The sequence below is a fragment of the Shewanella colwelliana ATCC 39565 genome (assembly GCF_000518705.1).
Lineage (GTDB): Bacteria > Pseudomonadota > Gammaproteobacteria > Enterobacterales > Shewanellaceae > Shewanella > Shewanella colwelliana.
This window is the reverse complement of sequence record NZ_JAEC01000031.1, coordinates 1-15,467: the sequence shown is the minus strand read 5'-3', so window position 1 is coordinate 15,467 and position 15,467 is coordinate 1. Positions and strand designations below refer to the sequence as shown.

Here is a 15,467-nt window from a genome sequence, read left to right as displayed (position 1 = left end):
CACTTTAATTTTCCTTGCAAAGCAGTTCTAGATTAAATAGATTGTAACTAAGACTTCCTTAGTTTTGGTGCTTGATGGCATTTCTCTTTTCTCCTAAGTCGCGTGCATTCTCTGATGAGTCATTAGAGAGCTACTTGCTACGAGTTGTGGCGGAGAACTTCTTTGATTCCTATCAGCAGTTGAGCTTGGCCATTAGGGAAGAGCTGCATGAGTTGGACTTTGAAGCTCATGGCGCATTTCCTATCGAGCTAAAACGCCTTAATGTTTATCACGCCAAGCATAATAGCCATTTTAGAATGCGAGCGTTGAGCCTGCTTGAATCCCTTCTTGATTTACCTCGACATGAGTTACACAAACTGGCCTTACTGCGCTCTAATAGAACGTTCGTTGGCGGTATGTCGGCAGTTCACCGTAACGGCATTGATATTCCGCTGAGCTTTATTCGTTACGCAGATGATGATGGTATTGAGACTTTGCCTGTTTGTCCTCAATGCCTGAAAGAAGAGGCCTATATTCGCCAGGCTTGGCATATTAGGCCTGTTGAAGTGTGTGCCAAGCATGAGTGTGAACTGCTTCATCATTGCCCTGAGTGCCAGCAGCCCATTAACTACATTGAGAACGAGTCTATTACTCATTGTGCATGCGGTTTTGAATTTGCATCAGCTTCGAGCGTGAAAGCCGATAGCCAAGCGGTTTTATTGTCACGTAGCTTGTTTGAAGGTGACGCTTTATCTAACAATCCTCTGTTATTTATGGGCACATCTGCGACTCAGCGATTTGCTGCTTTGCTTTGGTACCAGAAGCGTCGTGTTAAAAATGCTGAATGTATGCCACATGGATCAGTTGGCTACTTTGAAGATTGGCCATCAAGTTTCTACCAAGAACTCGATGTGGTGACTTCTGGTGCAGAGGCGAGGCTTATTGACCTATTTAATCGCACATCATTTCGGTCAATTTACGGTGAGCTAATTCTACAGTCTCAGTGTGTACAACCAGAAGATAAAGAGCCGCATTTTATCTACCTTGCTTTGATGGATTACCTTAGCAAACTAGTTGAGTCACATCCTAAATCAAAAAAGCCTAATGTGGCTGATATGTTGGTGTCTGTAGCTGAAGCTGCGGCGCTACTCTCTACCACTCATGAGCAAGTGTATCGACTCTATCAAGATGGCGTGTTAACTGCTGGAATGAGGCAGAAAATTCAGACTCGAATTGATCCTCATATTGGTGTGTTCTACCTAAGGCAAGTCATCGAGTACAAAGCGAGTTTTGGCAACGATAAACAAGGGATGTACTTATCAGCATGGTAGATAAACAGAAATTCCAAGAGTTGTTAGACATTGACGATATCGCTGAGCGTAATATTGTATTAAGGCGAGCATTTACCGCCTACACCACACCGATAGATGTGACGGGCAGTGAAGCTGCTGCATTAACCATTCTACTTAATCTGACTTACCCTAGAAAACGGGTTGATGATCTGCTTGATAAAAGGTTAGCCAAGCAAACACTCAATACTGATGCACATCTTGACGGCTGTATTGACGAGGTTAAATGGTTACATACGCATAATTTGAAGTACCCTGATATACGAGTCAGCAAACAAAGGCTGATTGCACCATCTCCGTTTTCACATCCTCATGTATTGAGTAGCGCAAACTGCACTAGGGCTTTAGGTTGGTCACATGACAGTGCCAAAGTGAATCTAGCAAAGTTATTTAGTTGTCATTTTATCTGGCAAGAGCGAGTTTGCTGTCTTTCAACTCTTTTGATTGATCCTCCTAATGAGTGGAAGACGGCTTTTAAGGAACTTGGCATGCCTGTGAAGCACTTCATGAATTTGTGTGGCAGGGTTAAAGCTTCATTGCCTATTATTGATAGCCCCAATCGTGTTGATAAATATTCAATTCAAGTTCGCTTACCTTATCGAGATGGCTATTTGGCGATAACGCCAGTTGCTAGCCATGCATTGCAAGCTGAAATACAACAAGCAGCAATGGCTAAGCAGGGCCGATACACCAATATTGAGTTTACGCGTCCTGCTGCCGTTAGTGAGTTGTCGGCTTCTCTTGGCGGTAACGTTAAAGTGCTTAATTACCCACCTCGAGTAGGAAATGCAGTGCATGGATTAAGTGACTCTTGGGTATTAAAGGTTCAAGCCAGTCAAACTGTGCTAAACCAAGGCGCGTTATCACAACCTAGATTTAAAAGAGCCTTAGAGGGTCTTCTATCAAATGGTTTTGAACTGGCATTGAAACAACGCAGGCTGCAGAAAGTAGCTAGCATGAGGCAGATAAGAGCAACCCTGACTGAATGGTTGTCACCTCTATTAGAGTGGCGTTTAGAGGTGGAAGAGAACAAGGTTAATGTTAGCGAACTCGCCTGTATTCATGGTTCATTTGAGTATCAGTTTTTAACTGCGCAAAAAGAAAAACTTGCCGGGTTACTAAGCCCGATGTTTAGCCTGTTGAATACAGTACTTTCTAACTCAAATGCATCACAAAAATATGCATTCCATCAGCGTTTGATGAAGCCATTAAAAAGCAGTTTGAAATGGTTACTCGATAACCTCTCGAAAGAACCGAATGCAGTAGTAATAGCTTCTGATGAAGAGAATCAACAACGTTATTTGTATTTGAAGGGCATACGAGTATTTGATGCGCAAGCGTTATCTAATCCCTATTGTGCCGGCTTACCTTCGTTAACTGCTGTTTGGGGGATGATGTATAACTATCAACGGCGACTGAATGAAAGTCTTGGTACTCAGCTTAGGTTAACCTCTTTTTCTTGGTTTATTCGTCAGTATTCATCTGTGGCGGGTAAAAAACTCCCTGAGTACGGAATGCAGGGCACGAGCGAGAATCAATTTAGACGAGCTGGAATTGTAGATCATAGGTATTGTGATTTAGTGTTTGATTTAGTGTTTCATATTGATGGTTATGAAGAAGAGCTAGAAGTTCTTGATGGTTCAATCAATGCTTTGAAGGCGAGCTTTCCTGCAAATTTTGCAGGAGGAGTGATGCATCCTCCTGAGATAGGCTCTGTTGATGAATGGTGTGGTTTGTATCGTAATGAAGCGTCACTCTTTACGCAGCTAAGCAGGCTTCCGGTATCCGGTAGATGGATTATGCCAACTAGGTATCAAATGAGTAGTCTTGATGAGCTCCTAGTATTGCTCGAGCAAAAAGCTTCATTGTGCCCGGTCATGTCTGGCTATCTGTTGTTGGAGAAACCCAAAAGCCGTCGAAATTCATTAGAAGCATTACATTCTTATGCCGAGTCTGCCATAGGGGGAGTTGAGTACGCCACTGCAATTGAGATAAGGTTACAGGGAATGAGTAACTTTTTTAGGCGGGCTTTTTGGATGCTCGAGATAAAAGAATCTTCAATGCTAATGAAACGGATTTGAGGAACCTCTATGGAGTTATGTAATGTTCTAAAATATGACCGCTCACTGTACCCAGGCAAGGCGGTTTTTTTCTATAAAACAGCAGAAAATGACTTTGTTCCCCTCGAGGCTGAAATCAATCGCATTCGAGGCCAAAAAGCCGGTTTTACAGAAGCATTTACTCCTCAGTTCAAATCCAAAAATTTAGCTCCACAAGATTTAGCTCATTGTAATCCGTTAATTCTTGAAGAATGCTATGTTCCACCAAATGTAGAGCATATCTATTGTCGTTTTTCGTTGAGAGCCCAAGCTAACTCATTGAAGCCCACAGGTTGCAGTGAACCAGCAGTTTTTTCATTACTTCAGGAGTTGGCGACAACCTTTAAAGCGTGTGGAGGCTTCAAAGAGTTATCTACTCGATACTGTAAAAACTTGTTGTTGGGTAGCTGGCTTTGGCGTAATCAAAATACCGGAAATACTCAAATCGATATCAGAACTAGTTCTGGTAACAGTTATCAAATATCTAACACTCGACAGCTTGCTTGGGATAGTCATTGGCCTGCAGATGCCCAGAGGGTACTAGATGAGTTGAGCCAAGAGTTACATCAGGCACTAACTGAACCAACCGTATTTTGGCATGCAGATATCACAGCAAAAATTGAAACGGCTTTTTGCCAAGAGATCTATCCAAGTCAGGTTTTTGGTGAAAAGGCCACACAGGGTGAAGCATCAAAACAATTTGCAAAAGTGAGGTGTGTCGATGGTCGTTATGCCGTAAGTTTCAATTCAGTAAAGGTTGGGGCAGCACTGCAATTGATTGATGATTGGTGGGAAGACGGCTCAAAGCGATTACGCATCCATGAATATGGTGCAGACAAAGAGTTAGGTATCGCGCGCCGCTCTCCAGAATCGGAGTTGAGCTTTTATTCTCTGTTTGTTAATGCTGAACATTATCTTGCAGAGCTTAAGGAGGCCCTGCCTAAATCAGAACCTTCTATTAGCCCTAATATCTACTATCTTTTTGCTGTGTTAATAAAGGGCGGTATGTTCCAGAAAAAGGCTAAGGATAAAAGTAAATCAAAAGCCGAAACCATCCCAGCAACCACAAACATTGCGAAGGCATAGTATGCAACGATACTATTTTATGGTGCGATTTTTACCCGAAAAGGCAAATTTAGCTTTGTTGACTGGGCGATGTATTTCAATCATGCATGGGTTCATATGCAAGCATGAAATTAAAGGGCTTGGTGTGAGTTTTCCTGCTTGGTCAGATACATCAATTGGTCATGTGATTGCTTTTGTTCACAAGGATAAAGGTGTATTGAGCGAGTTGAAGCAGCAAGGTTATTTTCAAGATATGCAAGAGTGTGGCTTCTTCAGTGTTGGTGATGTTGGAGCAGTCCCTGATGATTGTAATGAGGTCAGGTTTAAGCGTAATCAAAGTATCGCCAAAATATTTGTTGGTGAAGCTCGAAGGCGATTAAAACGATTGGAGAAACGGGCGCTTGCAAGGGGGGAGCCTTTTACTACGAGTAAATGCTACGAACCTAGAGAGCTGGATAATTTTCACTGTATAGCAATAGAAAGTAAAAGTACCGGGCAGGATTTTCTATTGCATGTGCAAAAAGAGAAAGTACGTAGGCCCGAACAGGCCGAGTTTAATCAGTATGGGCTGGCAACGAATCAAGAGCAAAAGGGGACAGTTCCAGAGTTCAATATGTTTTAACCTTGTTTATATGTCGTTAACGTAACCCATTGTTTTATAATTGATAAATTTAGATACTAAAAAAATAGGTGAAGTGTTCTATTTGCAAGTTACTAATTGAAAATTAATAACTTATTGGTTATGTTTTATTGTGAACTGCCGCATAGGCAGCTGAAAATTTCGCCCTCATTGTGATTGAGTTTGATGCTTAGTGAACTGCCGCATAGGCAGCTGAAAATCTCAAACCAGTTTTATATGATGTACGGTCATAGTGAACTGCCGCATAGGCAGCTGAAAATTTAGAAATAAAGCAATCGGATAGCGAGCCATCGTGAACTGCCGCATAGGCAGCTGAAAATTCAAAAGCGTATCGCTTACGCTCTCATGCTCTGTGAACTGCCGCATAGGCAGCTGAAAATGTTTATTACGGTCAACATTCGCGCCGCTGGGCGTGAACTGCCGCATAGGCAGCTAAAAATAAAAACAATCGTTTCGACGTTTATGTTAATGCAGCAAACTGCCGAATAGGCAGTGAAATGTTAAAACCTCTTTTTACCTTGGTATGAAGCGGCATTTACTTAAAACTTCTGTACCCAAGCTGCTTAGTTTAGTTGTGCGTTATTTATACGGCTGTTTAAAAGTGGACCTACATTTAGTAGAGGTGCAGAGTATCTACAGAGCTCAGGCTTTACCACTATGAGAAGAACCAAATTAGATTTAAGAAAAGCGCTAGAACGTATGCAATTGCATGCTCGTAAGAGTCAGTCTTCCATTGCCGACTCTCTAATGATTCGAGCCCCCGATACTAGTGGACGGCTAGCTGGACCCGCTAAGAGTCCCGTGAAATCTCAATAGCTTTGTTGCTGAACATTAACTTGTGTTTGTTGTATTTTGGCTAAGTGAGTATAAGGCAGGATTCTTATCGTGGAGTTTGAGGTATCAACTTGCAGTCTGACAACAATAAATTAGAATCAGCTGTTGAAGCTCTCAAGGAGTGGAAGGCTTCACCGACATTAATTCAAAAAATACTTCTTGATTATCCTGAGGAAGAGCAGGATATGCGAGCATATTATATTCTTAGCATTCGTGGTTTTCTAATGTCGTATTTTTCGAATCCTCAAAATCAGATCGGGTTTATGGTACTGAATAACCGTACACCTTTTTTCAATGGTCTTTCTCCCATAGAGTTAATTGGTACAGGTTCTCTGAGTGTACTTAAAGAAGTTGAGTCAAGGGTTCGCAATATGGGGGAGTGGTAGTAAAAAACGTATAACGACTTCTACCTCAAATAATACATCATAGGATGCCAACCAGGGCGGGATTAAATAATTTAACTCAAATCTAATCTGACAGAGGTACCAGAAAAATGGGTAACTGTCAGATTAGATCTGAGCTAGCACAGATTAAACTTTGTTAAATCACTTAACCAAAGAAAATCTCGCTCTTAAAATCGCCATTCCATGCTGCTTTTCTTATCTTGGTTGGTTTACTTGCTTTTAGCGGATGCTACTCTAAAAGGTTCAGCACGATAAGCCTAAATAGCGCCATCTTCTTCGCGTTTTCATGGTCACCAATCCTTGAAGAGTCTTCCCTAAAGGTGACGTCAAGCACCCAGCGTTGCTGGTTCTCGATGTGTCAATGCTGACGCACCGCTTTGGCTGCAAGTTGACGTCTAGAGGTAAAGAACTTAAGTAATAATCCATGCTTATGGTTGTAATGCCTTTTCACGTTTGTTTGTATTTACATAGCGGTCACGCTGCTTCATTTGATAAGAAAAGTTGTTTGATGAGGTAACTGTGATTCGGTAAGTATTATGTGTATTCCTCAGGTTTGATTAAAGAATAGCTATCTAAAACAAGATTGTTGGGCGTCACTAATTTAGCTTTAGCTTACTGATATTAAAGGCATTGAATCAAACCGTATGTGGTTAAAACCTATTGACTATTCATTTACATGTGTGCAACAATTTGTTCCGATTTGTATGAGGAAGCAGGCTGCTTGTTAGTTTAGTAGTTTTTAATATTTAAATGGAATTATTCAATGAAGTTAAATCAGTGCCTAACTTTATGTTGTTTTGTAGGATTGGCAATTCCCTCTCTCGTTCACGCTGAACAGCAAAATCATCTCAGATACGAAGTGCTAAAGAACGTTTCATACGGAAAGTGCGCATATTCTGAAGAAGTCACCATGGAAGTATTTTATTCCATTCCAGGCGATCAAAGCCGGCAAATCGTGATGTCACTAAAGAATAAAAAGGGAGATAGCCTTCCGCCCTTGCTGCGTGATATTGAGCCTGGTAAAGGCTCTTTCCTTTGGGAGTTTGATGCAGGCAAATGCATATCCGACCTTCAGTTAAGTATCAATTAGCTTTCCACTTTTCTGCTCGATTAACCATTAAGAAGTAGTGCTTTACGGAGTTTTTATGTTTACAAGGACTGTAGTACCTGCCATTTTTTTGATTTCTTTTGCTTCCGCTGGAGTCGCTCAAGAGGTTGTTGGGTTATCGCAAGGTAAATTCAGGGTCGATGAGTCTGGTTCGGCGACATATTCAATTCCTATTGTCTCTCCTGCCGGTCGCGCAGGTGTTGCACCTTCTGTATCTCTAACTTATTCGAGCAGTAACCTTGTAGAAGGTCCTGTAGGGGTGGGATGGTCCATTACTGGGCTGTCTTCAATAAGCCGATGTCCTCAAACGCCGACACATGACAACGGTAATATCAAGCAAGTTACTTATACGAGTGAAGATCGACTTTGTATTGATGGGCAACGTTTGATTTTGCGCTCTGGCACCTATGGCGCGCCTAATTCTGTATATCGAATAGAAAATGCTCCGTTTACCGAAGTTACTGCGAGACTCGGGTCTTCGGGAAATGGCCCTAAGTACTTCGAAGTAAAAAACAAAGCTGGTGAAACGCACTACTATGGTGATGTCTCTGCTGTTAGCAATATGTTCAACAATCCATCTGATGCCTTTGTCGAACCAGGTGGTGGCGTTGCAGGGGCTATCGCGAAAAGCTGGGCTATCAAGGCCATCAAAGATGTTAAGAATAATTATATTGAATTTAACTATGCTAAAGACATCGCGTCAGGTAATGCATATGTAAGTTCCATTAAATACTCAGGAAACCTCACCACAGGCGAGCAGCCTTTTGCTGAAATCAAGTTTAACTATGAAGCCTATCAAAAGGGCTTTAAAGGGTACGCAGCAGGTAAACACACTTACCACAATAAGTTAGTCTCTCGAATTGATACCAAAATAGATGGGCAAGAATATCGCTCCTTCTTCCTTGATTATGAAGGTTCAGATTTTATTGAAGAGCGAGTAATGCTCACAAGTGTACAAGAGTGTTCTAATAGCGCTAAATCAAGCTGTTTGCCTGGAACAAGCTTTGAATGGAATAGACCGCCTCTATCCACAAGTGGAAAGTCCTGGGTTTGTGATAGTGAACCCGGCGCTCCTGATTTTTGCCGATGGCAGGCAACACAGTCGGACTATGAGCCTTTTGATGGTTATAGAACACTGGTTTCTGGCACAAGCAATAGGGACTATACGCATGTCTTTGATATAAACGGTGATGGATATTCTGATGTTATTTATTATGGCCCAGCAGGGTATGCCAATGGATACCCTTATTCGACTTGGGTTGCCAGACTCGGTCCCGATTATGACGCTGTCGAATCTTTACTCAGCACCAAAGGTGCCAATAAAAAACAGTATGCTCTAAATATCGATTATAACGGTGATGGTCATAGAGATCTGCTGGTTGCGGACTCCAGCACTTCTAATTGGACTGTGCTGAGTTTTGAGGAAGATAATCGATATGGAGATTTATGTGACAACAATGGCCCTTGTTCAGACTACATCAAAGTCTCAAGTCCTAAGGCTACAGATTTGGGGGTCGTTGCAACTGGTCTTGAGGGTAACGCGCAAGTCATGGACATCGATGGTGATGGCTATGAAGATATCGTTTTTAGAACAGGGAGTCAGATAAAAGCGCATATAAATACGGGGTCTGGTTCATTCACCCCTAATGTCTTGCTCTACTCATTTCTCAAGACTGTTTCCGCTAGTACGATGAATGGTCACTACGAAAGTCAAACGGCTAATATGCAGTCATCGTCTGTCATCGATGTTAATGGCGATGGTCGCTCAGATTTGATTATGAAAGTCACCGAGTCTGATGCTGCTTGTTATGATGGTTCTCGCATTGTGCCGTTGATCAGAAGTAAGTGGGAATGTGAGAGGGATATTGGTGGTGTCTGGGTCGAGGCGACTAACACCTACCATAAGCTCTTTATTGCCTCTGGCACCAGTAGCTCTCCTTCTCTGACGTTTATCCAGTCACTTGGTTTAGGAATAGATACCTTAAGAGTGGCAGACATTAATGGTGATGGGTTATCTGATTTACTTTATGTACAAAGTAACAAGTGGTATTACCGGCTTTCCGATGGTGTGACCTTACTGGATCCAGTTTATACAGGGATGGCTACATCTGACACATTGAAATATCTCGACCAGTTTGTTGATTTAAATGGTGATGGCCGTGCAGATGTCCTCCACGCAACAGTGTCGGGTAATTATTACAGTTATTTCTCCCGCGCAACCTCTAATGGTGAATGGATTGATTTTGAGCCTCGCGGTGAATTTGAGTTTCCGCTAAACGCCACAGTTCGTTTTGGTGATACACGAGGAGACGGAAATTTAAATTTATTAGCTTCTTGGGGGGACTCATGGAGAGAATATTATCGACGCCCAGGCACCAAAGAATACTCGATTAATAAAATTGTCAACGGATTCGGTGTCGAGACCAAGATTAGCTATAAGCCTTTAAGCGATAACAGTGTGTATGTTGTTCAAGGCTCTGACGATAGTGTCAACAAGGACGGAATTTCTCCAGTTTTTGGCATGCAAGTTGTCAGTGAGGTAGCCTCTCAAAGTAACACTAATCAATGGGTCTCAGTCTCATATCAGTATGGAGGCATGCTGATACATAGGAAAGGTCGAGGTAGTCTAGGCTTTGAGATGCTTAGAACTATTGATAATCAATCTGGTGTCGTTAGTGAAACGCATTATGACCAATCGTACTCGTCAAGTTGTTCAACATCAGGTATAGCATCATGTTATGCCACCGCCGGCATGCCGCTTTATACGGAAAAACGTTTAAACGGGGAGCTTATTTCTAAAGCGATTAATGAACTGGGCACTGTTACAACTTATGCGGGCGGTAAATTTGCTTATATCAAAGACTCTTATGAGGATAGCTATGTATTTGGAAGTGACGGATTAAGCACTAGAGTAGGCAGTACGCATGCATCATCATCATACGATAAGTACGGCAACGTCACTGAGCAAGTTGTCACTCAAACAAACCTGAGTGACGCCATGGAGTTGAAAACAACAACAACCAATGATTACGGCTCTGATGCAACCATGCTGCGTATGGGGCGCTTGTTATTTACAACCGTGACTAAAGAGAGGACTGGTGCTTCTGCAATATCAAGGTCTACCGCCTTTACCTATAATCAGGATTTAATGCTTAAGAGCAGTGTTACTTCTCCAGATGAGGCCACTGATGGATATACCCCCCCGGTGGTGAAGTGACTCCCCCTGGTGATGATTGTGATCCATTTAATGGGGATATCTGTCTGCCTGGTGACGATAAGTATTCCTCCTTTTCACTCTCTTTCAATGAGCCTACGGCTGCTAGCGGCTCTAGTACGGATGTAAGCACCCGACTTGAAACGGTATATGGATATGACAAGTACGGTAATAAGACGAGTGTCAGTGTTACGGGCTATTCAACGAATACCGGTACGTCTCAAACTCGCGTGTCAAAAACCGTTTATGATTCAAGAGGAAGATTTGTTGACTATGTTGCTAATGCACTTAATGAGAAGGTGACATATAAATACAATGACCTGAGTGCGAGTTCTGCCAGTGGAAAACAAACGTCAATTACGCAAATCGATGCCAACGGCTTAGTTACCAAGACAAAATATGATGCATTGGGCCGAGCGTATTATGTTGATCATCCTGATTCAAAAGTTACCACGACGACTCAAAGTCTCTGTATTAACTGTAAAACTGGCTCTTACTACAAGATAACGACTCAAATGAGCGGGGCGCCTAATAAAGAAGTCTATTTTGACCGCTGGGGAAGAGAAGTTGCTAACAGCGTCGAAGGCTTTGATGGAGCCTGGAATACGGTTGTTCTAACGTATGATGAACAGGGACGTCAGAAGACTGTTTCTGAACCCAACTCGAGTCTTGTGACTAGCATAGATTACGATGTGTTGGGACGGCCTTATCTGGTAACCAGTCCAAATGGGAATGATGTCGAAAAGAGATGGTATGGCAACGAAACGCAGGAGATTAATGGTTTAGGGCAAATTGCTTACTCTTACCAAAATGCATTTGGAGAGTTAGTTAAAACGGTCGACGAGCTCGGTAATACGGTCGAATTTGAGTATGACTCGTATGGGAATTTGCTTTCCTCTACAACGGTGGCCGATGGGAAGTCGAGTGTTATTAGCAATACCTATGATGACTGGGGGCGTAAGCTTAGTACTAACGACCCTATCAAAGGGCTCTGGCAATATACCTATAATGCATTTGGTGAACTCTATACGCAGAAAACGGCTCGACAGCACCTGTTTACCTTTAGTTATGATGTATTAGGGCGCAAAGTACGAAGTTACGAGGCTTCTGAGGGGACGCTGTGCTGGAACTATGGTTCAACGGCACATGCAAGCAGCAAAGCCGTAGGCAAGCTGGTGTCGACGGCAAAATATGCCGCCACCTCTGTTGCGTGTAATACAACGTCATCGGCGTCGACCAAGAAAACATTTACCTATAATCAACTGTCATTGCCTGAGCAGACCAAAACTTATATCAATGGTCAGTGGTATACCCAGACTCAGTCCTATGACAGCTATAGTAGACCCAAAGTGACCACCTACCCTTCGGGTACCAGTAGCTTTGCCGTTGAATCTGTTTATAAGAGTAACGGTTACCTATATTTGCTGCGAAATAACCAGACCAAAGCAAAGTTAAAGCAAATTGATGACATGGATGAACGTAATCATGTGTCAAGACTGAGTTATGGCAACAATGTCATTAGCACTATTGACTATGAAAGTGATACGGGGCGCTTTAGCAGCGTACAAATCACTCACAGTTCAAACCCAAATATTCACTATGCTGGGGTCACTTACGACTTAATTGGTAACGTAAAAACTAGGACTAGCAACTACTCTTCAAAAGTGGGCAGTGGTAGCAATTTTACTGAGTCGTACGCCTATGACGATTTAAATCGTTTGGAACGTCGCACCATCAGTTATCAGGACACTCTTGGTACGCTACCTGGTAGCTTTAAGTCGACTCAAACTTATACGCTAGATGGCTGGGGTAACTTCAAATATAAGTCTGGAGCTGGTTACTACAAGTATGATGCGGCGAAAGTCCATAAGTTGCTGGGCGTTTACAGTGACTCATCGTTCACGCATGCACTATATAGCTTTAGCTATGATGGAAATGGCAATATTACTTCAGACGGTAGCCGTAGCTTTACCTATGGCAGCTACGACAAAGCTACCAAGATAACTAAAGGTAGCAACTCATCTACAATGTACTACGGTGTCGATAGAGAGCTGTATTTCAAGACCGATAGTCGCGTAGAGCAAGGTAAAAGCACGACTTACCAAACAACTTATCTTGGTAACTATGAAAAGGTTGTTCGTAGTGGTGGGGCTGGTGCGCTAACTGAGCACAAGTACTATGTTGGTGGTGATATAGTTGTCACGCACCGAAGTAATGGTAGCCAATCGTCCTATTATCTTCATAAAGACCATCAAGGGTCGGTTGTTGCGGTAACCGACCAAAATGGCAAGGTAGTGTCGCAAGCGATTTATGACCCATATGGCAAGCGACATAGCATTTATGTCGATAGTTTAATGGCCAACTTCACGGTTCCTGAGCCGACAGAGCGTGGCTATACCGGTCATAAAGAGCTTAAAGGGCTGGGCATCATTCATATGGGAGGGCGTATTTACGACCCAACCCTAGGCCGTTTCATGCAGGCCGACCCTTTTATCCAGGCGCCTAAGAATAGCCAGAACTATAACCGTTACAGTTATGTGCTGAATAACCCAATGAGCTATACCGACCCCAGTGGGTACTTTTTTGAAAAAATATTCAGAGAGTTTGGCAGGTTTTTTAAGCAGTATGGCCGAATGGTTGTGGCTATTGGAATGATGTTTATTCCTGGTGTGGGACAGCTAGCTGCATCTAGCATATGGAGTGCTGCTGCGTTAGGTGCAGCTTCCGGGTACATAGCAACAGGAACTATGAGAGGGGCTTTGATAGGGGCATTTTCTGGTGCAGCATTCCAGCAAATAGGTGCCTACTATAGGGGACAGAGTGTTCAAAATATAGATGATGTTGTGTGGGGCGGAGAAAGTTTGGGGAATTATGTTGACTTTGGGGGAAATCTTTTAACGAAAGGTCAAGTTGCAGGTCAAATAGCAGCTCATGCAATATCAGGGGGGGTTATAAATGTTTTATCTGGAGGGAACTTTGGAAATGGTTTTATTAGTGCTGGTTTTACTAAAGGCTTAGGGACTCCACTAATATCATCTACTTCTGATAACCTAGTTGGCGAAGCAGTTGCTCATATGGTTATTGGTGGTACAGCTAGTGTTCTTAGTGGGGGTAAGTTTTCAAATGGAGCAAGAACTGCCTGGTTTCAATTGTTATTTAATGGTTGGGGGGGCAAAATTTGCAAAAGCTGCGGTTAGAAAGTTTTGGACGGTAACACCCGCTGGTTCTTCGAAGATAATGAATCATTCAAAATTTGGTAAGTTCTACAAAAGTAAGAGTGATAAATTATGGTGGTCTGCGGATAAGGCTGGACATGGAGATAGTTACTGGAAAGTATATAAGGAAACAAAGGAAGGTCTTGAGTGGATTCATGATGCTGATGAATATGGAAACTTTATAGTTGGCAAGCATAAAGGGCCGACGGGATTATCTATTCCTTGGAAACAGCTAAACTCTGTTAGTGGTTGGGATAAATCAATCAATACAAGTATTGTTATTGGAGTGACGATATTGGAAGTTATTGATCCTACGACTTACATCATGTCTCCTTCGGTGGAACCAATGGATCAGCTTCCTACCGGTAATTAATTGAGGGTTAAATTTGAAGATTTTTGAAGATATTCTTCTTGCTATAAGAAAAGAAGAACTAAATGAAGGGACGATGGATATGGTTCAAATGGCATCGGATAATATGTGGGCTATTTCATTGGATGAAACTTCTTACAGAGAGTGCACTTTAAATAATATCGCAGAGTTTATATTTGATGTGCAGGAAATCTTTCGGTGTAAGTGTAGTCGAGAATCTACCTTTTATGTTTGGTTTGATGAAATGGCTGTGCAAATTCGCTTTAGCTGTATTACGGGTCATACAAAGTCTCTGCCATTTAAAACTAATATTGACATAACCTATGATCACATTGATATAGCGGGCCATATATTTAGGTTGTTAGATGGTCTGTATGGTTTATCTGATTCTGGTTCATTATCTGTAAATCTTCTAGTCTATGTGAACTATATAAATGAATAGGTTTTTAAGACTGAGATACGAAGTAGTGGCGATTCATTTACAAGCTCCAGCTCATCTTAGATGAAGAACAGCTGAAAGAATTAGAATAGAAAAAAAGAGCGATTAGCCAGAGCACTTTATGCTAATAAGCCCCATCTCTTTGGGGCTTTTTCTTGATTGAAACGGGGCAATGTGAAGTGAATCGCCACTAATTTCCTAGACGCCTTTTAGTTAGATAAACTAGCTAAAAAAGAGGTGTCCATGAGCCATAAACGTTACCCCGAACAATTCAAAATCGAAGCGGTTAAACAGGTTACTGTTGCCGGTCATTCCGTTGCTGACGTTGCTCAGCGTTTAGGGACTACCACTCATAGTCTTTATGCTTGGATTAAACGCTACGGCCCTGACTCTGAGGAGCATCTGAAGAAGTCAGCAGAGTCTGCTGAGATTAGACGATTACAGAAAGAGCTTAAACGAGTTACTGAAGAACGTGACTGTAGTGGTCAACTAAAATTGGCCACGATCTTAGAGTTTAACCAGAACAGTCGTTCTGATTCATTGGGCGTCAGCCCGCCGTTATATTGATGTGGGCGAAGCTGACAGTAATATCCAATTATGTATCGTGTAATTTCGTGTTGAGCTTCAGTAAAATTACGATATCCAGTTGTCGCTATCCATTCAGTTTTCAGACTTCTAAAGAAGCGCTCCATAGGGCTATTATCCCAACAGTTTCCCCGTCGAGATAAGCTTTGCTTAATTTGAAAACGCC

12 protein-coding genes, 2 pseudogenes and 1 CRISPR repeat array are annotated in these 15,467 nt (G+C 42.3%); of the genes and pseudogenes, 12 read left to right on the top strand and 2 right to left on the bottom strand.

Going from position 1 to position 15,467, the window contains the following annotated elements; all coding sequences use genetic code 11:
- Positions 1 to 74: 74 nt before the first annotated feature.
- From L876_RS0113240 to L876_RS21765, 6 genes are all read left to right on the top strand, one after another.
- Entirely contained in the window at positions 75 to 1,310 is a 1,236-nt protein-coding gene (locus L876_RS0113240) for a TniQ family protein (RefSeq protein ID WP_028764247.1), read from the top strand.
- Positions 1,304 to 3,409, top strand: a complete 2,106-nt coding sequence (locus L876_RS0113235; RefSeq protein ID WP_028764246.1) for a type I-F CRISPR-associated protein Csy2 — start codon at positions 1,304 to 1,306, stop codon at positions 3,407 to 3,409. The genes L876_RS0113240 and L876_RS0113235 overlap by 7 nt, the downstream gene beginning before the upstream one ends.
- A gap of 9 nt (positions 3,410 to 3,418) precedes the next feature.
- Positions 3,419 to 4,513, top strand: a complete 1,095-nt coding sequence (gene csy3, locus L876_RS21770) for a type I-F CRISPR-associated protein Csy3 (RefSeq protein ID WP_051413123.1) — start codon at positions 3,419 to 3,421, stop codon at positions 4,511 to 4,513.
- A gap of 1 nt (position 4,514) precedes the next feature.
- Entirely contained in the window at positions 4,515 to 5,114 is a 600-nt protein-coding gene (gene cas6f, locus L876_RS0113225; RefSeq protein WP_028764245.1) for a type I-F CRISPR-associated endoribonuclease Cas6/Csy4, read from the top strand.
- Between the two features lie 130 nt (positions 5,115 to 5,244).
- Positions 5,245 to 5,572: a CRISPR direct-repeat array (repeat unit 28 nt; unit sequence GTGAACTGCCGCATAGGCAGCTGAAAAT).
- A gap of 217 nt (positions 5,573 to 5,789) precedes the next feature.
- Positions 5,790 to 5,948, top strand: a complete 159-nt coding sequence (locus L876_RS22770; RefSeq protein WP_156029430.1) for a hypothetical protein — start codon at positions 5,790 to 5,792, stop codon at positions 5,946 to 5,948.
- A gap of 89 nt (positions 5,949 to 6,037) precedes the next feature.
- The gene (locus tag L876_RS21765) at positions 6,038 to 6,352 is read left to right on the top strand and encodes a hypothetical protein (protein WP_051413122.1); all 315 of its coding nucleotides are present in this window, start codon (positions 6,038 to 6,040) and stop codon (positions 6,350 to 6,352) included.
- A 163-nt stretch (positions 6,353 to 6,515) separates the two neighbouring features.
- Here L876_RS21765 and L876_RS22530 read toward each other — a convergent pair.
- A pseudogene (locus L876_RS22530) lies at positions 6,516 to 6,817 on the bottom strand (ISAs1 family transposase); the annotation flags it as partial.
- 316 nt (positions 6,818 to 7,133) lie between these two features.
- On the opposite strand from L876_RS22530, the gene L876_RS0113215 reads away from it, so the two are divergent.
- The 6 genes and pseudogenes from L876_RS0113215 to L876_RS21760 form a co-directional block, all read left to right on the top strand.
- Positions 7,134 to 7,460 (top strand): hypothetical protein, encoded by a 327-nt coding sequence (locus L876_RS0113215; protein ID WP_028764244.1) that lies wholly within the window; start codon positions 7,134 to 7,136, stop codon positions 7,458 to 7,460.
- Positions 7,461 to 7,515: 55 nt separating this feature from the next.
- Positions 7,516 to 10,695: a toxin TcdB middle/N-terminal domain-containing protein gene (locus L876_RS0113210; protein WP_028764243.1), complete on the top strand. Its 3,180-nt coding sequence runs from the start codon at positions 7,516 to 7,518 to the stop codon at positions 10,693 to 10,695.
- Positions 10,692 to 13,889 (top strand): RHS repeat domain-containing protein, encoded by a 3,198-nt coding sequence (locus tag L876_RS0113205; RefSeq protein ID WP_028764242.1) that lies wholly within the window; start codon positions 10,692 to 10,694, stop codon positions 13,887 to 13,889. Before L876_RS0113210 ends, L876_RS0113205 begins: the two co-directional genes overlap by 4 nt.
- Positions 13,816 to 14,280 (top strand): hypothetical protein, encoded by a 465-nt coding sequence (locus tag L876_RS0113200; protein WP_156029429.1) that lies wholly within the window; start codon positions 13,816 to 13,818, stop codon positions 14,278 to 14,280. Before L876_RS0113205 ends, L876_RS0113200 begins: the two co-directional genes overlap by 74 nt.
- Positions 14,281 to 14,293: 13 nt before the next feature.
- Positions 14,294 to 14,719, top strand: coding sequence for a hypothetical protein (locus L876_RS0113195; RefSeq protein ID WP_156029428.1), 426 nt, complete (start codon positions 14,294 to 14,296; stop codon positions 14,717 to 14,719).
- 240 nt (positions 14,720 to 14,959) lie between these two features.
- Positions 14,960 to 15,193 (top strand): annotated as a pseudogene (locus tag L876_RS21760) (transposase); the annotation flags it as partial.
- Positions 15,194 to 15,201: 8 nt separating this feature from the next.
- On the opposite strand, the gene L876_RS22525 reads toward L876_RS21760, so the two are convergent.
- Positions 15,202 to 15,467 (bottom strand): integrase core domain-containing protein (locus tag L876_RS22525; protein WP_156029427.1); only part of this gene is annotated, 266 nt, incomplete at its 5' end.

What these genes read in the sequence shown, in the direction of transcription:
- L876_RS0113240 (WP_028764247.1), top strand. Translation starts at nt 75, where the DNA reads ATGGCATTTCTCTTTTCTCCTAAGTCGCGTGCATTCTCTGATGAGTCA.
- L876_RS0113235 (WP_028764246.1), top strand. Translation starts at nt 1,304, where the DNA reads ATGGTAGATAAACAGAAATTCCAAGAGTTGTTAGACATTGACGATATC.
- csy3 (WP_051413123.1), top strand. Translation starts at nt 3,419, where the DNA reads ATGGAGTTATGTAATGTTCTAAAATATGACCGCTCACTGTACCCAGGC.
- cas6f (WP_028764245.1), top strand. Translation starts at nt 4,515, where the DNA reads ATGCAACGATACTATTTTATGGTGCGATTTTTACCCGAAAAGGCAAAT.
- L876_RS22770 (WP_156029430.1), top strand. Translation starts at nt 5,790, where the DNA reads ATGAGAAGAACCAAATTAGATTTAAGAAAAGCGCTAGAACGTATGCAA.
- L876_RS0113215 (WP_028764244.1), top strand. Translation starts at nt 7,134, where the DNA reads ATGAAGTTAAATCAGTGCCTAACTTTATGTTGTTTTGTAGGATTGGCA.
- L876_RS0113210 (WP_028764243.1), top strand. Translation starts at nt 7,516, where the DNA reads ATGTTTACAAGGACTGTAGTACCTGCCATTTTTTTGATTTCTTTTGCT.
- L876_RS0113200 (WP_156029429.1), top strand. Translation starts at nt 13,816, where the DNA reads ATGGAGCAAGAACTGCCTGGTTTCAATTGTTATTTAATGGTTGGGGGG.